At 68.9% G+C, this 15941-nt stretch carries 18 protein-coding genes; 7 read left to right on the plus strand and 11 right to left on the minus strand.

Going from position 1 to position 15941, the window contains the following annotated elements; all coding sequences use genetic code 11:
• Positions 1-10: 10 nt before the first annotated feature.
• Complete coding sequence (locus BN1193_RS09650) at positions 11-583, minus strand: GNAT family N-acetyltransferase (protein WP_052460622.1); 573 nt, start codon at positions 581-583, stop codon at positions 11-13.
• 596 nt (positions 584-1179) lie between these two features.
• Between BN1193_RS09650 and BN1193_RS09655 the strand changes: the two genes are divergently transcribed.
• A complete protein-coding gene (locus BN1193_RS09655; RefSeq protein WP_040166028.1) occupies positions 1180-2571 on the plus strand; it encodes an HNH endonuclease signature motif containing protein in 1392 nt (463 codons plus the stop codon).
• Between the two features lie 529 nt (positions 2572-3100).
• On the opposite strand, the gene BN1193_RS09660 is transcribed toward BN1193_RS09655, so the two are convergent.
• From BN1193_RS09660 to BN1193_RS09680, 5 genes are read right to left on the minus strand one after another with little or no spacing between them, the layout of a single operon-like run.
• Entirely contained in the window at positions 3101-3889 is a 789-nt protein-coding gene (locus tag BN1193_RS09660; RefSeq protein ID WP_040166029.1) for a DeoR/GlpR family DNA-binding transcription regulator, read from the minus strand.
• A 1-nt stretch (position 3890) separates the two neighbouring features.
• A complete protein-coding gene (locus BN1193_RS09665; RefSeq protein WP_040166031.1) occupies positions 3891-4727 on the minus strand; it encodes a class II fructose-bisphosphate aldolase in 837 nt (278 codons plus the stop codon).
• Positions 4724-5692, minus strand: coding sequence for a 1-phosphofructokinase family hexose kinase (locus tag BN1193_RS09670; protein ID WP_052460623.1), 969 nt, complete (start codon positions 5690-5692; stop codon positions 4724-4726). The genes BN1193_RS09665 and BN1193_RS09670 overlap by 4 nt, the downstream gene beginning before the upstream one ends.
• Positions 5689-6624, minus strand: coding sequence for an ROK family protein (locus tag BN1193_RS09675; RefSeq protein WP_040166033.1), 936 nt, complete (start codon positions 6622-6624; stop codon positions 5689-5691). The genes BN1193_RS09670 and BN1193_RS09675 overlap by 4 nt, the downstream gene beginning before the upstream one ends.
• The gene (locus tag BN1193_RS09680; RefSeq protein ID WP_040166036.1) at positions 6621-7520 is read right to left on the minus strand and encodes an SIS domain-containing protein; all 900 of its coding nucleotides are present in this window, start codon (positions 7518-7520) and stop codon (positions 6621-6623) included. The genes BN1193_RS09675 and BN1193_RS09680 overlap by 4 nt, the downstream gene beginning before the upstream one ends.
• A 211-nt stretch (positions 7521-7731) precedes the next feature.
• On the opposite strand from BN1193_RS09680, the gene BN1193_RS09685 reads away from it, so the two are divergent.
• The 3 genes from BN1193_RS09685 to BN1193_RS09695 are packed head-to-tail and all read left to right on the plus strand — an operon-like array spanning position 7732 to position 10842.
• On the plus strand, positions 7732-9006 hold the full coding sequence (locus BN1193_RS09685; RefSeq protein WP_040166037.1) for an extracellular solute-binding protein: 1275 nt from the start codon (positions 7732-7734) through the stop codon (positions 9004-9006).
• Positions 9006-9947 carry a carbohydrate ABC transporter permease gene (locus BN1193_RS09690; protein ID WP_040166039.1) on the plus strand — a complete coding sequence of 314 codons (942 nt, stop codon included), beginning with the start codon at positions 9006-9008 and terminating at the stop codon, positions 9945-9947. The genes BN1193_RS09685 and BN1193_RS09690 overlap by 1 nt, the downstream gene beginning before the upstream one ends.
• Before the next feature lies 1 nt (position 9948).
• Complete coding sequence (locus BN1193_RS09695; protein ID WP_094770418.1) at positions 9949-10842, plus strand: carbohydrate ABC transporter permease; 894 nt, start codon at positions 9949-9951, stop codon at positions 10840-10842.
• 109 nt (positions 10843-10951) lie between these two features.
• Here BN1193_RS09695 and BN1193_RS09700 read toward each other — a convergent pair whose 3' ends face one another.
• Positions 10952-11290 (minus strand): winged helix-turn-helix transcriptional regulator, encoded by a 339-nt coding sequence (locus tag BN1193_RS09700; RefSeq protein ID WP_195907841.1) that lies wholly within the window; start codon positions 11288-11290, stop codon positions 10952-10954.
• 69 nt (positions 11291-11359) lie between these two features.
• Between BN1193_RS09700 and BN1193_RS09705 the strand changes: the two genes are divergently transcribed.
• On the plus strand, positions 11360-12166 hold the full coding sequence (locus BN1193_RS09705) for an NAD(P)H-dependent oxidoreductase (protein WP_040166042.1): 807 nt from the start codon (positions 11360-11362) through the stop codon (positions 12164-12166).
• A gap of 83 nt (positions 12167-12249) precedes the next feature.
• Here BN1193_RS09705 and BN1193_RS09710 read toward each other — a convergent pair whose 3' ends face one another.
• From BN1193_RS09710 to BN1193_RS09720, 3 genes are all read right to left on the minus strand, one after another.
• Entirely contained in the window at positions 12250-12714 is a 465-nt protein-coding gene (locus tag BN1193_RS09710) for a DUF3817 domain-containing protein (protein WP_040166044.1), read from the minus strand.
• 110 nt (positions 12715-12824) lie between these two features.
• Positions 12825-13238 carry a MarR family winged helix-turn-helix transcriptional regulator gene (locus tag BN1193_RS09715; RefSeq protein ID WP_040166046.1) on the minus strand — a complete coding sequence of 138 codons (414 nt, stop codon included), beginning with the start codon at positions 13236-13238 and terminating at the stop codon, positions 12825-12827.
• Positions 13235-14149, minus strand: coding sequence for an aldo/keto reductase (locus BN1193_RS09720; RefSeq protein WP_040166048.1), 915 nt, complete (start codon positions 14147-14149; stop codon positions 13235-13237). Before BN1193_RS09720 ends, BN1193_RS09715 begins: the two co-directional genes overlap by 4 nt.
• A 55-nt stretch (positions 14150-14204) precedes the next feature.
• Between BN1193_RS09720 and BN1193_RS09725 the strand changes: the two genes are divergently transcribed.
• Positions 14205-14981 (plus strand): EI24 domain-containing protein, encoded by a 777-nt coding sequence (locus BN1193_RS09725; RefSeq protein WP_230206477.1) that lies wholly within the window; start codon positions 14205-14207, stop codon positions 14979-14981.
• Positions 14982-15160: 179 nt separating this feature from the next.
• On the plus strand, positions 15161-15571 hold the full coding sequence (locus BN1193_RS09730; RefSeq protein WP_141396670.1) for a hypothetical protein: 411 nt from the start codon (positions 15161-15163) through the stop codon (positions 15569-15571).
• Between the two features lie 27 nt (positions 15572-15598).
• Here the strand turns inward: BN1193_RS09730 and BN1193_RS09735 are convergent, their stop codons facing one another.
• Positions 15599-15937 (minus strand): ribosomal protein L7/L12, encoded by a 339-nt coding sequence (locus BN1193_RS09735; protein WP_040166051.1) that lies wholly within the window; start codon positions 15935-15937, stop codon positions 15599-15601.
• Positions 15938-15941: the final 4 nt, after the last annotated feature.

Consider the following 15941-nt stretch of genomic DNA (forward strand, 5'->3'; position numbering starts at 1 on the left):
GCCGCGCGAGCTATTCCCGTTGCCGTGACTCGCGGCGATTTTCCAGCTTCGACGGACGGAGCGCCGTGAATCTGCGCACGCCCCTCTCCTCGCCCCCGATCACGTGGCGCTCGCCCCGCGTTCCGGCCGCGGCGTACCCGGCGCGCTCCGCCGTGCGGATGGACGCCGCATTCCACGGCTCGATCAGCAGATCGATGATGCGGAGCGCGGGCAGCGTCCACGCGAACGCGGTGAGTGCGGCCAGCGCATCCGCGGCGTAGCCGTTCCCGCGTGCGGAGGGTGCGATCGCATATCCGGCGCGCGCCCGCTCCGGGTCCTCCTGATCAAGCCAGAGTCCGCAGTGCCCGACGGCCACGCCGGACAGCAGCGCCACCGCGAACGAGAAGCCCACTCCCTCCGCATGTCGCGCGCGCTGCCGTTCCACCCAGGCCCGGGCCTCGGCGTCGCTCGCGTGCGGGGGCAGCGTACTGGTCTGCGGAATGTACGGGTCCTGCGCGAGCGCCACATCCTCCTCGCCGACCGCACGGAGGATCACACCGCCGTACCCCGGCGGGTCCTCCGGCCACGGCGGAAGTACACGCATCCCACCAGTCTGGGCCATCGTCCTGTTTCGGGGAGTTCCGACGCCACCGGCTGCTGTCGCACCCTTCGGCTGATGACCGAACCGTGGATGCGACCGTTCCGCGGGTCGGCGAGGATTCCGGCGACGCCGGCTGCCGGAGCGCCGCGCGTTGCGGCGTGCTCGGGTTCTTCTGGCTGAGGACGACACAGGTTGTCGGGATGGTGGCGTTCTCCTGTCGGCGCGCGGATCCGGGGGCGGTCGGGTCGGGTGCGCTCGTCACTGCGGGTTCCGTTCGTGCCGCGCTTCGAGGGTCGGGGTGGCTGAGTTTCGGCTTAAGACCGCCCGGTGGATGGTTGCGTTCCGGACGCCGTCTCGCGATCCGTGCCGGGTCAGGTTCTTCCGCTTAAGACGGCCCCGTGGATGGGGACGTTCCGCTCGCCGGCTCGCGTTCCATATCGGGGGCGCGGGTCGTTTCGGCGAGCGTCGGCGAGACGAAACGTCGTGACGAGCGCGGCGGGATCGGGGGTGAGAGAAACCTCATCTCCACAGGCTGAAATCCATACACAGCCTGGGATATTCAACGTCCAATGTCGGTGCCCCGGCGTAAAATATGGGTTATGAACACGACGATGGAACGGACCCGGGAAACGATGGCACACGCCGTCGCCGACCTCCGCTCCATCCTTACCTCCGGCACCCTCGGTGAGGCGTCGAGGGAGGACGTTCTCGGGTTCGCGATCAGCGTCGGAGACATGCTCCGGCAATCAGAAGCCGCCGCGATCGAACTGACCGGTGTCATCGAGAAGCGCTCCGCCACGGCGGAGCGCTTCGACGTCTCCTCCGACTGCCGCAGTGCAAACGAAGTCCTGCAGCGCACCACCGGTGCCGCCCCCACCACCGTCAAGCGATGGAGCCGGCTGGTCGCGACCATCAAGCCCGCACGGGTGTTGCCCTCGGGTGAGGAGAAGCCGGCCGAGTTCCCCGCCCTCCGTGAGGCACTCACCACCGGTGCCATCGGCGCGGACGGCCTGGAGGCCGCGACCCGTCCTCTGCGGGAGATCAAGGATCGCGTCGCGCCGACGGCTCTCACGGAGGTTGATGAGGTTCTCGCCGCGATGACCACGACCACCGGTGCGCCGGTGATGTGTGACACCCTCCGCGACCTCTCCCTCCGGCTCGCCACAGACCTGGACATCACCGGCGCCGACGACGACGAAGAGAAGGCCTTCCAAGGTCGGGCCCTGCGGCTCGGGATCAAGCGCAACGGGCTCGTGCCGATCACCGGTCAACTCGTCCCGGATGTCGCCGGGGCGCTCTCGGTCCTGTTGGATTCGATCAACAACCCGCACGGCCAGCCTGCGGGTGTGAAGTTCCGGCCGTCGGACGAGTCCGATGAGAACGCGGATGTGCGGACGATGGTGCAACGCAACCATGACGCCCTCGGCACGATCCTGGCCGCGGTGCCGAACGCGCCGGACATGCCAACGAACGGTGGCGGCGCACCGGTCCTCGTGATCCACGCGACTGAGGACACTGTCCGTGCCGGTGAGGGGTGGGCCACGATCCCCGGGGCCGATGCGACGGGCACGGATGTGCCGGTCCCGTTCGCGGCGGCGAAGCACGTCGGATGCTGTGGCACCATCCAGCACCTCACCACCGCCACCAACGGGCGGATCGTGAAGCTCACCATCGACAAGCGGCTCTTCAGCACCGACCAGCGGTGTGCGATCAGCGTCCGGGACCGGTCGTGCGTGATCCCGGGGTGCCACACGCCGGCCCGGTGGTGTGAGATCCACCACGTCACCGGGTGGGCGCAAGGCGGTCAGACGGACGTCGATAACGGGGTGCTGATCTGCTGGCACCACCACCGCTTCATCGACCGCATGGGCTGGGACATCCGCATGACCGACGGCGTCCCCGAAGTACGACCACCCGACTGGATCGACCCCACGAAGACCTGGCAACCCACCGGCCCACGCGCCGCAGGCCGGCCGAAGCGGGGTGCGTGATGTCCGGGGAGAACTCCGCCCACACCACACCCACCCCGCGCCCTCCGACCTTCCGCCTCGCCGACGCTCACCCAACGACCGGGACAGAGAACCACGTCGAGAACGAGACCGGCGTGATGGCAACCACCCCGCGAACGCGACCCGGCGACGAGAGACGACCCGTGACGGACGGTCTTAAGCCGAAAACCCAACCCCGCCGAAACCCGCAGCGCCCAACGGGACGCACCAACCGCACCCCCAGCGCACCCGACGCGACCACCCCGACACCCGCGCGCCGACAGACGAACAGCACCACCCCAACGACCCGTGTCGTCTTAAGCCAAAAGAACGCGACAACGCCGGAACGTGACACGACCACGTCCGCGACACACGGACCAACGATTCGTCAAGAGGGCGCTCACCCAACGCCAGCGATGGCGACCCCGCCGGATCCGAACCCGAACCCCGCCGCCAAGCCGAGCGACGTCCGCCAACACGCGGACGCGGTCCGGGGAAAGACTGCAGCTCCCGTCGCCCCGGAGCGGAGGGGTCACTCCGCGACGATCACCCGATACCCCGCCGCCTCCAACGACGACACCTGCTCAACCGTCGCCCCCGAGTCCGTGATGACCGTGTGGAAGAGTTCCGGCCCCCCGATCACAGCGAACGCCCGCTCCCCGATCTTCGACGAATCCGCGACGATCACCGCCGTCTGCGCCCGCGTCGCCATGGCGCGGTTGACCACGGCCTCGCGCTCGTCGTGTCCGGTCGCGCCCAGCACCGGATCGATGCCGACCACCCCGATGAACGCGAAATCCAACGTCATCGCGTTCAGCACCGCATCCGCGAAATTCCCCACCGCCTCGTACGAGCGCGGGTGCAGCACTCCCCCGGTCAGGACCGTCTTGATCTGCTCGCGTGGCGCCAACCCCATCGCGATGTTGACCGAATTCGTCACCATCGTCAGCCCCGGCTCCGCGGACGCCTCCTGGACGTCCGCGCGCATCGTCAACGCCTCGGCGAGCGCCGTCGTCGTCGTCCCCCCACAAATCCCCACGGTCGCGCCGCGCGGAACCATGCCCGACGCCGCCCGCGCGATCGCATCCTTCGCGTCGGCGTGCTGGCTCCGCTTGTACCGCAACGGCAGGTCGTACGCCACCGAATGCGCCACCGCACCACCGTGGGTCCGACTGAGCAACTGCCGCTCGGCGAGCGCGTCGAGGTCGCGGCGCGCGGTCGCGGGCGACACCCCGAGCTGCGCGACGATGTCCTCAACCTCCACCCGACCGGAATCGGCGAGAAGCTCGAGGATCGCGGCGTGGCGCGCTGAACGGTTCATGTCACTCCCCGCGGAACAGCGTCAGAAGCCGCGTCGCCTCGAGCGAGAGCGCCTCACGACCTGCGGCGACGTACTTCCGCGAGTCGACGACAGTGGGATTCGCGTCCAGGAACGCGCGGATCGCACCCGTGAAGGCGGCGTTCAGATGCGTCGAGACGTTGATCTTCACCAGGCCCGCTCGGATGCCCGCGACGATCGTCTCATCCGGCACCCCGGACGAGCCGTGCAGCACCAGCGGAACCGGCACCGCCTCCGCCAACCGGCCGATCAGCTCGATGTCCAGCGCCGCCGTCCGCTCCGTCATCGCGTGCGAGGACCCCACCGCCACGGCGAGGGCGTCCACACCCGTCTCGGCCACGAACGTCGCCGCCTCGGACGGGTCGGTGCGCACGCCCGGCGCATGGGCGCCGTCCTTGCCGCCGATCTCCCCGAGCTCAGCCTCCACGAGAACACCCGCGCCGTGGGCGACCGCGACCACCAGCTTGGTCGTGGCGACGTTGTCGACGAAGTCGAGCTTCGCACCGTCGTACATCACGCTCGTGAAACCGAGGTCGATCGCCTCCAGCGCGAGACTCTCGCTCTCGGCATGGTCCAGGTGCACGCCGACGGGCACCGACGCCGCCTCCGCCAGCGCGAGGGACGCCCGCGCGATCGGCGCGAGCGAACCGTGGAAGGCCACGCAGTTCTCGGAGATCTGCAGGATCACCGGCAGCCCGGCGCGCTCCGCCGCGGCGACGAGGCCCTCGGCGGTCTCCAGGTGCAGGACGTTGAACGCCCCGATCCCGACCCGCTCCGTGCGGGCGTCGGCGAGCAGGCGGGAGGTGTCGGCGCGAGTCATGCGGCTCCTTCGGTGCGCGGGGTGGGGTCCAGGGTGTCCGGCGTGATGATCACGTCGGCGGTTCGGGCGGCGAGGGCGGCGTCGAGCTCGCCCGCGAGCGGCATGGCGACGGCGGCGGCCCCCCACGCCGCCGCCCGACGCGCCGTGGCTTCCAGCGCACCGGGTTCGGCCAGGCACGGGTCCTCCGCGAGGGACACCAGGATGGCGGCGACGGTCGCATCGCCGGCCCCGGTCGCGTTGCCGTGCACGACCTCCGGGAACCGCGCCCGCACGGCCTCGCCGTTGCGGTGCGCCAGCAGCAGACCGTCCTCGCCGAGAGAGGCGAGCACGAGGGTCGCACCGCGCTCATGCAGCGCCCGGACGCCGGCGCGAAGATCGTCGAGTCCGGTCGCCGCGCGCAGCTCCTCATGATTCGGTTTCAGCGCCGTGACGCGAGCTTCGGCGGCCGCGAGCATCGCCGGGCCGCTCGTGTCCACGAGCACGGGCACGCCGGAGTGATCCAGCGCCTGAACGGCTCCGACGAGCGCGTCGCCGGACATCCCGGACGGCAGGCTGCCGCAGATCGCGACCGCACGCGCAGTGCGGCCGATCGCGACGGCCGTATCCCACAGCAGCGTCGCCTCGTGCACGGACGGAGCGACGCCGAACTCGTTGAGGACGGTCGCCTCCCCGCGATCGGCCGCGACCACCGCGACGCTGCGGCGCGTATCGGCGGCGACCGGCACCAGGCGGTGCGGCACGCCGGAGGTCTCCAGCTCGGAGCGGAACTCCTCCCCCGTCGCACCCCCGCAGGTGGTCAGTGCGAGGGTGTCGACGCCCGCCGCGTGCAGCACGCGCGCGACATTGAGCCCCTTGCCGCCGGCGCGACCCACGCCGGTCGGAACGCGATGTGTGCTCCCCGGGTGGAGGGCGTCCACGTGCCAGGTGAGATCGAGCGCCGGATTCGGAGTGACGGTGAGGATCATGCGCTCACCACTTCGCGTGCGGCCAGTGCGGCACCGAGGACGCCGGCGTCCTCACCGAGCGCGGCGCGCAGCAGCCGCGGACGACGGTGGAAGGACAGCAGACCGTCCACGCGGGCATCCAGTGGCTCGAAGAGGTCATCCCCCGCTTCGGCGAGCCCCCCGCCGATCACGACCGCTTCCGGAGCGATGGTGGCAGCCAGTCGCGCGATATGCGTGGCGAGCGCCCCGACCGCATCGTCCCAGACGGCGGACGCGACGTGATCGCCGGCACGCGACGCGGCGAGCACATCGCGCGCACCGGCCACGGTGCGGCCGGTCCGGGCCGAATAGCGGCGCGCGATCGCCCCCGCAGAGGCGATCGTCTCCAGGCATCCCACGGCACCGCACGGACACGGCTCACCGTGCGGATCGGCGAGCGTATGACCGAGCTCACCGGCGTACCCGCCGGCGGCGTGCGGGCGTCCGCCGAGAACGATCGCCCCGGCGATTCCGGTCCCGATGGCCATCACCACGACATCGGACAGTCCCCGTGCCGCCCCCAGCTCGACTTCGGCGCGTCCGGCCGACCGCACGTCGTGCCCGAAGGCGACCGGTGTGTCCAGGGCCGCGGTGAGCATGTCCAGGAACGGGACGTCACGCCAGCCGAGGTTCGCTGCGAAGACACCGGTGCCGGTCGCCTCGTCCACGAGCCCGGGCACGACCACGCCGGTCGCGGCGACGCGCACGTCCGGGTGCGCGGCACGCAACCGGGAGCTCAACTCGGCCACGGCGGAGACGACGGCGGCCGGCCGATCCGGGCCGTCGGCGGTCGGGGTGCGGACGAGTTCACGAATCGCGCCGTGCTCGTCCACGAGGGCGGATTTGGTGTCCGTCCCCCCGACGTCGAAGGCGAGGACGGCGGGGCCGGGTCCGAGCCGTGGGCCCGCGGTCATGCGTCGAGGATGACGGAGCGGGTGAGGTTGCGCGGCAGGTCGGGGTTCAGACCGCGAGCGCGGGCCCGCTCCAACGCGACGCGGTGGACACGCACCAACTCGGCCATTCCGTCGATGTCGCGGTGCTCGTAGTGTGCTCCGGTGTTCGCGACGTCCTCGGCGATCCCGTCCGGCGTCTGACCCAGCGCCCAGGTCACGCGGCCCGGAGCGGCGATCGCGATCGGACCGTGCCGGTACTCCATCGCGTAGTACGCCTCGGTCCAGGACTGCGAGGACTCGCGCATCTTCAACGCGGCCTCGTTCGCGAGACCGTACGTCCAACCGGTACCGAGGAAGCTGTACTGCTCCGCCTCGACGAGGTCCGCGTCCAGGTCCTCGGCCAGCACGGACCGCGCCTGTGCGATCGCCGCGCTGAGGTCTTCGCCGAGCGAGGCGCGCAGCAGCGCGAGCGCGGTCGTCGCGAAGCGCGTCTGCACGACGGACTGCTCATCCGCGAACGGCAGCTCGATGATGCGGTCGACGAGCCCGGGCAGCGGGGAGGTCGGGTCTCCGGTGATGCCGATGACCGGCACCGTGCCGCGGATGCGCTCCGCGATCTCCAGGATCTCGGTCGTCGTGCCGGACCGCGTCAGCAGGATGACGGCGTCGTAGTCGCGATCCAGCGGGGCCTCGGTCGCGGTGAACGCGTCGGTGACCCCCTTGCCGGCGTTCTCACGCAGCGCGGCGTACGCCTGGCCGATGAACCAACTGGTGCCGCAGCCCACGATCGCGACGCGCTCCCCGTCAGCCGGCAGCAACGACTGCGCCTCGGTCATGGCGACCGCTCGCTCCCACGTCTCCGGCTGGCTGTGCAGCTCCGCCGCCATGAATGCGCCCAGTTCGGCGTTCTCGCCCATCGTCACTCCCTTGTCCATCGGCCACCCCGATTCGGCACCCGACAGAAGTGATTGTAGTTGATTGATAACAGATCAAAACAAGCACTTTCAATCTTCCCGATTTTGCACCATCATGTCCCCGTCGGCTTTCCGCGCGCGCGGAAAGTCACCCGGTACGACGTCGTGCCCGACCCGACGCCGTGCACCACCACACAGTGAGGAACGCATTTCAATGAAGAAGAAACAGCGCATCGGCGCCGTCGTCGCCCTCGGGACGACCGCGGCACTGGCCCTGACCGGCTGCGGTTTCGGCGGGGGTTCCGACACGGGCTCCGGTTCCGGCTCCACGGGGGGATCCGGCGGCGACGTCACCCTGAACATGCTGGTCCCGAGCTATTCGGATAACACCCAGAAGCTCTGGGAGGACGTGATCGCCGGCTTCGAGAAGGAGAACAAGGGCATCACGGTCAAGCTCGAGGTGCAGTCCTGGGACAACCTCGAATCCGTCATGTCCACGAAGGTCAGCGGAAAGCAGGCTCCGGACATCTACAACGGTGGCCCGTTCGCCGGTTTCGCCAGCGACGACCTCCTGTACACCGCAGACGAGGTCACCTCGCCGGACACCCTCGCCGACTTCCAGGACTCGTTCATCAAGAACGAGCAGTTGGACGGCACGACGTACGCCCTCCCCCTGATCGCGTCCGCGCGCGCGCTGTTCGTCAACAACACGCTGCTCAAGCAGGCCGGCGTCGCCGCGGCACCGAAGACCTGGGATGAGCTGCTGGACGCGGCCACGAAGATCAGCAAGCTCGGCAACGGCATCGCCGGCTACGGCATGCCGCTGGGCTCAGAGGAGGCGCAGGCCGAGGCCGCGATCTGGCTGTGGGGCGGCGGTGGTTCCTTCGGCGACGAGAAGAGCATCACGATCGACACCCCGCAGAACCTCGTGGGCGCAGAGCAGATCAAGAAGATGATCGACGCCGGTGCGACGCAGGCCGACCCCGGGTCGACCCAGCGCACCCCGCTGATGAACATCTTCATCCAGGGCAAGATCGGCATGCAGGTCGGACTGCCGCCGACCGTCGGCCAGATCAAGAAGGACAACCCCGACCTGGACTACTCGATCGCGCCGATCCCGACCAAGGACGGCTCGCCGATGACCCTCGGTGTCGCCGACCAGCTGATGGCGTTCAAGAACGACGGGAACGCGGACAAGAAGGCCGCGATCACGAAGTTCTTCGACTACTTCTTCAGCGCTGACGTGTACACGAACTGGGTGCAGACGGAGGGCTTCCTGCCCACCACCAAGTCCGGCTCCGAGAAGCTCGCCTCGGACGAGGCGCTCAAGCCGTTCCTGGACGTGCTGCCGAACGCCAAGTTCTACCCGTCGACCAACGCGAAGTGGTCGGCTGCGGACTCGGCGTTCAAGTCGCTGTTCGGTCAGCTGCAGACCAAGCCGGCCGCGGATGTCCTGAAGGAGATCCAGGCGCAGGTCGACGCGGGCTGATGACCGCCTCGACCACACGGTCGATCACCACCGGTGCGGGGGCGGAGTTCCGTCCCCGCACCGGTGGTCGTGACCTGCTGGCCGCGCTGCCGTGGCTGGCACCCGCGCTGATCCTCGTCATCGGCGTCATCTTCTTCCCGATCGGGGTGATGTTCTACAACTCCACCCGGGACATCTCGCAGTCCGGCGTGGACAAGGGATCGGTCGGCTTCGAGAACTACGCCACGGTGTTCGCCAATCCGAATCTGCCGGCCATCATCGGCCGGACGTTCCTGTGGGTGGTGGTCGTCGTCGTGCTCACGGTCGTGATCTCGCTCGCCCTCGCACAGCTGCTGAACAAGGCGTTCCCGGGCCGGAAGATCGTCCGACTCATCGTCATCGTGCCGTGGGCCGCATCCGTCGTGATGACCACGATGGTGGTCTATTACGGCCTGGAGCCGTACTTCGGCATCATCAACAAGTTCCTCGTCGACATCGGACTGGTCGGTGATCCGGTCGGTTACGGATGGACCAAGAACCCCACCACCGCCTTCATCTGGGCGATCGTGGTGGCGATCTTCGTGTCGCTGCCGTTCACGACGTACACGATCCTCGCGGGTCTGCAGACCGTCCCCGCGGACGTGCTCGAGGCCGCCCGCATGGACGGGGCGGGCGCGTGGCGGACGTACTGGAACGTCGTCCTGCCGCAGCTGCGACCGGCACTGTCGGTCGCAGTGCTGATCAACATCATCAACGTGTTCAACTCGTTGCCGATCCTGCGCGTGATGACGGCGGGCATCCCCGGCTACGACGCCGACACCGTGATGACGATGATCTTCAAGTACCTGCAGAACCAGCACAAGGCGGACGTCGCCAGCGCGCTGTCCGTGGTCGCCTTCCTCATCGTCATCGTGATCGTCGCGGTGTACGTGCGGGTCGTCAAGCCCATGAAGGAGGTCTGAGATGACCGCGACGATAGCCGTGACCGTGCCGAAGACCGCCCGACGCAAGCGCTACACCGCGGATCAGGTGAGCCTGCCCCGCATCCTGTTGCGCATGTTCGCCGGGCTCGTGGTCGCCGTGGTCTTCCTGATCCCGTATCTGATCATGTTCTTCGGGTCCGTGAAGCCGAAGAAGGACATCCTCTCCGTCGAGCCGACCTACCTGCCCAAGACGTGGCAGTGGGACAACTACGTCACCATGTGGTCGACGCCGGAGACACCGCTGTTCGAGAACCTGATCTCCACGATCGTGATCTCCGTGTTCGCCACCGTGATCGTGCTCCTGGTGGCGCTGCCCGCGGCCTACTACACCGCGCGGTTCCGCTTCCCCGGGCGGATGGTGTTCATGTTCCTGGTGATCGTGACGCAGATGATCCAACCGGCGGTGCTCACCTCGGGTCTGTTCCGGCAGTTCGTCGCGTGGGGAATGCTCGACACCTGGGCGGCGATGATCCTCGTCAACGCCGCGTTCAACCTGTCGTTCGCCGTCTGGATCATGCACTCGTTCTTCGCGAGCGTGCCCAAGGAGGTCGACGAGGCCGCGCAGATCGACGGTGCCGGACGCTTCGCCGTCCTGTTCCGGATCAACCTGCCGCTGGTGTGGCCGGGCATCGTCACCGCGATCGTGTTCACGTTCGTGGCATGCTGGAACGAGTTCGCCGCGTCCCTCGTCATCCTGTCCACGGCCGGCAACCAGCCGCTGTCGGTGGCCCTGACGAAGTTCGTCGGTCAGTACGAGACGAGCTGGCAGTACGTGTTCGGCGTCTCGATCGTGGCGATCCTGCCCGTCGTGATCCTGTTCATGCTCATCGAGAAGCGCCTGGTCGGTGGCCTCACCGCCGGTTCGATCAAGTAGCCCCTTCCGCGAGACACCCAAGCACGTCCGAGACGCCCCGCAGTGCGGGGTTCCTCGGACGTGCTCGGGTGTTTCGGATCAGTGCTTGCCGCCGGGCGCGAGGGCACCGTCAACTGCGGATCGTCTCCCCCGCGAACTCCGCTCCCCAGTCGTTCATCATGGTCACGAGCGGCGCGAGTGAGCGTCCTCGAGCGGTCAGGCGGTATTCGACCCGCGGGGGCACCTCAGGGTGGACCGTCCGCTGGACGATTCCGTCCTCTTCGAGTTCACGCAGCTGCCGTGTCACGGTCTTCGTGTTCGCCAGCGGAACGAGACGTCCCAGTTCGTTGAATCGCTTCGTCCCCGTGAGCAGATGCTTGACGAGCGTCAGCTTCCACGTTCCACCGAGGACGGAGACGGCCACTTCGACGGGGCAGACCTCCACCGCACGCGCGACGGGTAGGCGCATCTCCTTCTCCTCACAGCGACAATATTGTCCGTACTACCGAATCGTATCCCGTTGGGCGACCATCAGGAGATGACGTTCTCCACCGACACCACGCGGACGTTCCTCTGGCTCAGTGCTCACCCGGAGCCGCGCTCGCTGAACGGCGCCCTCCGTCGCGATGCGATCGCGCACTTGCGCCAACGGGGGCACACGGTCCTCGAGTCTGACCTCTACGCCATGCGCTGGGACCCCGTGCTCGATCGCCGAGACGGGGCAGGTGGGGCGGACCACGGAAAACGCTTCATCGTGAGTTCGCACACCCGCAGCGCGTACCTCGCCCGCTCGCACCCATCCGAGGTGATCGCCGAACAGGTGAAGCTGCGCCGTGCAGATGCGATCGTGCTGCAGTTTCCGCTCTGGTGGTACGGCATGCCGGCCATCATGAAGGGCTGGTTCGATCGCGTCTTCGTCAGCGGGTTCGCCTTCGGCATCGATGCTTCCTCCGGACGGCGGCTCCGTTTCGAGCAAGGCCCGTTCGTCGGAAAACGGGCGCTGGTGGTGACGACTCTGGGCGACCGTCCGTGCGCCATCGGTCCGCGCGGGATCTCCGGCGAGCTGACCGAACTGCTCTTCGGCCTCCTGCACGGCACGCTCGCGTACACGGGTATGAGCGTCCTGCCGCCATGGGCGCTGCCGAGCGCGGATCGTGTGACGGACTACGCCGGTGCACGCGACAGCCTCGGCAGCCGCCTCGACGGGATGTTCGTCGACGCACCGATCGCGTATCGGCCGCAGTTCACGGGCGACTACACCCCGGAGTGGGAGCTCGCGCCACACGTCCAGCCCGGCGAGCACGGCCTGCGGGTGCATCTTGAACGCGGGGGGCACCGCCCCTGAGGCCGCGGCAACCGCGAGACACCCAAGCACGTCCGAGACGCCCCGCGGTGCGGGGTTTCTCGGACGTGCTCGGGTGTTTCGGATCAGTGGTTGCCGCCGGGCGGGCCGATCACGAGCAGCGCGACGTAGAGAGCGACGATCGCGACGACGATGATCAGCGCCAGGGCCCACGGTCGATTCAGGAAGAACCGCATCCACCGGTCGTACCAGCGCCGATCCCGCGGGTCATCGCCGGCGGTCAGCCGCCACGGGCCGTCCAGCCGCCCGGACCGCTGCAGCCAGATCTCGGTGGGGATCGTCGCGTACGGGATCACGGCGCTCGCGATGGCCACCACGGCGGGCCACACGCCCCAGCGCTGGTTCAGCGCCACCAGAATCGCCGTCGCGCCGTAGGACAGGAAGATGAAGCCATGGATGCCGCCGCCGATCGTGGCGACGATGGGATCGGCGCCGAGGGCCCGAGCGATGAGGGCCGCGATCAGGATCGTCCAGGTGACGACCTCGGCGAACGCGAGCACACGGAAGAGCTTCTGCGGGGTGCGGAACATGCGACTCCCTGGGAGTGGACACCGGATCTCCGGCGGTCCACGCGGACGTCATGGACACCTTCAGGCTAACTGAAGGAGCCGGTGTCACCCTGAGTGAACGCCGATACCGCTCAGCCGTGCGTCTCGTCTTCGGCCTGCTCCAGGGCCGCCGCGATCGCCGGAGCGGAGGCGTGGAACGCCCGGTCCAGCTGCGCCACCCGGGCCCCGGCCTCAACCAGGGCAGCCACGCCGGCCGCGGTCACCCGCAGGTCCGACGCGGATCCGGCGTGCGCGTTCGCGTCCTCGACCAGCCCGTCCGCCTGCAGCGCTTTGACCGCCGTATGCGCGGACTGGACGGTGATGAGACTGCGCCGCGCCAACTCGCTGAACGAGATGCCCGGGGCGCCCTGGATGTGCGCCAGCAGGCCGTACTTCCGGGTGGTCAGGTGCAGGTCGGCCAGCACCGCGCCGAGCTCCGCGTCCCACACCGCCGACAGCGTCAGCAGCGCGACGACCGGTCCGGAGCCCGAGGATTCCTCGGTCACGGCACCACGTGCCCGGCCGCGCGGAAGATCTCGTACCACTCCGGACGCGTGAGCGGAAGGGCGCTGCCGGCCGCCGATGCACGTACCCGATCGGGCCGCGTCGTGCCGAGGACCACTTGAATGTTCGCCGGGTGACGCGTGATCCAGGCGGTCGCGATCGCCTCGGCGGTCACGTCGTAGTCCGCGGCAAGGCGGTCGAGCACCGCGTTCAGCTCGGGGCGGTTCGGGTCACCGATGAACGGACCACCCGGGCCGCCCATCGGGGACCAGGCCTGCACCGCGACGCCCTCAAGACGGCAGTAGTCCAAGACCCCGCCGTCGCGGTCGGTCGCCTGATCGGTGAGCGTGTTCGCGGCGATGCCCTGCGCGATCATCGGCGCGTGGGTGACCGACAGCTGCATCTGGTTCGCCACGATCGGGCGGCGGATCCATCGCCCCAGAAGTTCCATCTGCCGGGGCGTGTGGTTGGACACGCCGAACGCACGGACCTTCCCGTCGTCGTACAGCCGATCGAACGCGCGGGCCACCTCGTCCGGTTCCATCAGGGCGTCCGGACGGTGCAGCAGGAGCACGTCGATGCGGTCGGTGTTCAGCGCCCGCAGCGACTCCTCGACGGCGGACACCAGGTGGTCGTAGGAGAAGTCGTACCCGACGCCCGGGATGATGCCGGCCTTGGTCTGAATCGTGATCTCATCGCGCTCGGCCGGGCTGAACCGCATCGCCTCCGCGAACCGGCGCTCACTGGCATGCAGTGCGGTTCCGTAGATGTCGGCGTGGTCGAAGAAGTCGATGCCGGAATCGCGAGCCGCACCGACGAGGTCCCGGATCGCGGCGTCCTCCATCTCCGAGATCCGCATGAGACCGAGCGCGATGTTGGGAACGGACAGTGCGCCGAGGGGAATGTGCTTCATGGGCCGCCTTTCTCCCGCTCCACGTTACCGGCCGGGCGGCCCGTAGTCTGAGCCGGTGGGATCCTTCTTCTCCGGTGTCGGTGACCTCGTGCGCGCGTTCGTTTGGTGGCATCGTGAGCCCGGTGCGATGGCGCTCGGCCTCGTCCCAGCCGGGATCGCCGCGCTCATCCTCATCGGTGCCCTGGTCGGGGCGGCTTTCGGCGTCCCCGTGGTGGTGGACTGGGCGACACCGTTCGCCGACCGATGGCCGGACCCCTGGCCGACGGTGCTGCGGACCGCCCTGTCCGGGGCGCTCTTCGTCGGCGCGGTCCTGCTGTGCTCGGTGGTCTTCGTCGCGCTCTCGCTGGCGCTCGGGGAGCCGTTCTTCGAGCGCATCTGGGCTGCCGTTGAACGCGCCGAGGGCGGCGACGCGGCCGACTCCGGCTACGGGTTCTGGCGCGGCGTGGGCGACGGTCTCCGGCTCGTTGCGGCGGGCGTGGGCGCGTCCCTCGTCGCGGGCGTGCTCGGACTGGTCCCGGTGATCGGCGCGGTCCTCGGCCCGGTCGTCGGCGTGCTGCTGGCGGGCCGCGTTCTCGCCGACGAGCTCACTTCGCGCGCCTTCACGCACCGCGGGTTCACCCGAGCCGAACGCAAGCGGATCACGCGGCCGTACCGCGGGCGGATGGCGGGCTTCGGTGCGGCGACCCAGCTGCTGATGCTGGTCCCGCTGCTGCCGATCATCGTGATGCCGACCGCCGTCGCCGGCGCCACCTCCCTCGCCCGGCGAATGCTCGAGACCGCCGCCGCTTCCCCTGCCCCGATCGCTCCCGATCCCGACACATCCTCGCGCTGATTCCTGCCGCGGTTGCGAGCGATCCGGGGACGCTCCCAATGCCGACACTTCCGGAGCTCCGGACCTGTCGAAGCGGGGAGCAAGACGGTCCGTCGGGACGCCGACGCTGTTCGAATCGTGATGTCACGATCAGGTTCCTGCGCTTCCGTCGCCCGCTGCGCGCTCCCTAGTTTTACCGCATGCGACATCGCCGACGAGCCGCCGCCACCGCCCTGCTGGCGGTCAGCGCCATGTACGTGCTCGCGGGGTGCACGCCGAGATTCGACGCGGCCGTGCGGGTGAACTTCGACGGCACGATCGACTACGTGACGTGCAGCGACACCGACGAGGACACGAGGTGGACCGCCCACTCGTCTTCGGCGGAGCAGTGGACGGACATCGCTCCGCTGGCCGACCTCGGACCAGCACGCGCCGGTGTCGTGGTGCATTTCGCGCGGCCCGACTCTCCGTGGGAGACCGTTTCGGTCGCTGCGTCCACGTTCTCCCCCGCGAGCATCGATTCCGACGCCGTTCCCCTCGGCCAGTGGTACTGGAATGACGAGAGAGATGGAAGCCGCGGAAAGGGCGAGCACTGCACCGTGTTCGAGTGATGTCCGATCGATCGCACTCGCAACAGATCAGAGCGGAAGGTTCTCCACGATGCGCTTGGCGTCGGCCAGGCCGATCGAGGTCTGCTCGCGAAGCAGCTTGATCGCGTGGATCTTCTGTCCGGAGCGTGCCAGGCGCAGCACCTCGTCCGACACGTCAGCGGTATCCAGCGACACGCGCTGGACCGGCGACGCCGGCGGTGCGGCCGGGGTCGGACCGGGATTGAGCACGGCGCCGGACGGCAACGTGCCCGCCGGTCGGTTGTCGCGCCGTCCGCGCGCGGTCAGCGCGACCACGATCGCGGCGAACGCCAGAATGAGAGCGGCGATCGCGATGACCAGCACCACGACCATCATCATGTTCCCCATGCCG

The sequence above is a fragment of the Microbacterium gorillae genome (genome assembly GCF_000826185.2).
In the GTDB taxonomy this organism is placed as follows: Bacteria; Actinomycetota; Actinomycetes; order Actinomycetales; family Microbacteriaceae; genus Microbacterium; species Microbacterium gorillae.

Coding starts and splice junctions, on each gene's coding strand:
- BN1193_RS09675 (WP_040166033.1), bottom strand. CDS start 6,624: ATGACCGCGGGCCCACGGCTCGGACCCGGCCCCGCCGTCCTCGCCTTC.
- BN1193_RS09720 (WP_040166048.1), bottom strand. CDS start 14,149: ATGAAGCACATTCCCCTCGGCGCACTGTCCGTTCCCAACATCGCGCTC.
- BN1193_RS09700 (WP_195907841.1), bottom strand. CDS start 11,290: ATGCGCCTACCCGTCGCGCGTGCGGTGGAGGTCTGCCCCGTCGAAGTG.
- BN1193_RS09680 (WP_040166036.1), bottom strand. CDS start 7,520: ATGGGCGAGAACGCCGAACTGGGCGCATTCATGGCGGCGGAGCTGCAC.
- BN1193_RS09735 (WP_040166051.1), bottom strand. CDS start 15,937: ATGGGGAACATGATGATGGTCGTGGTGCTGGTCATCGCGATCGCCGCT.
- BN1193_RS09660 (WP_040166029.1), bottom strand. CDS start 3,889: ATGAACCGTTCAGCGCGCCACGCCGCGATCCTCGAGCTTCTCGCCGAT.
- BN1193_RS09710 (WP_040166044.1), bottom strand. CDS start 12,714: ATGTTCCGCACCCCGCAGAAGCTCTTCCGTGTGCTCGCGTTCGCCGAG.
- BN1193_RS09655 (WP_040166028.1), top strand. CDS start 1,180: ATGAACACGACGATGGAACGGACCCGGGAAACGATGGCACACGCCGTC.
- BN1193_RS09670 (WP_052460623.1), bottom strand. CDS start 5,692: ATGATCCTCACCGTCACTCCGAATCCGGCGCTCGATCTCACCTGGCAC.
- BN1193_RS09685 (WP_040166037.1), top strand. CDS start 7,732: ATGAAGAAGAAACAGCGCATCGGCGCCGTCGTCGCCCTCGGGACGACC.
- BN1193_RS09690 (WP_040166039.1), top strand. CDS start 9,006: ATGACCGCCTCGACCACACGGTCGATCACCACCGGTGCGGGGGCGGAG.
- BN1193_RS09665 (WP_040166031.1), bottom strand. CDS start 4,727: ATGACTCGCGCCGACACCTCCCGCCTGCTCGCCGACGCCCGCACGGAG.
- BN1193_RS09695 (WP_094770418.1), top strand. CDS start 9,949: ATGACCGCGACGATAGCCGTGACCGTGCCGAAGACCGCCCGACGCAAG.
- BN1193_RS09650 (WP_052460622.1), bottom strand. CDS start 583: ATGCGTGTACTTCCGCCGTGGCCGGAGGACCCGCCGGGGTACGGCGGT.
- BN1193_RS09705 (WP_040166042.1), top strand. CDS start 11,360: ATGACGTTCTCCACCGACACCACGCGGACGTTCCTCTGGCTCAGTGCT.
- BN1193_RS09730 (WP_141396670.1), top strand. CDS start 15,161: ATGCGACATCGCCGACGAGCCGCCGCCACCGCCCTGCTGGCGGTCAGC.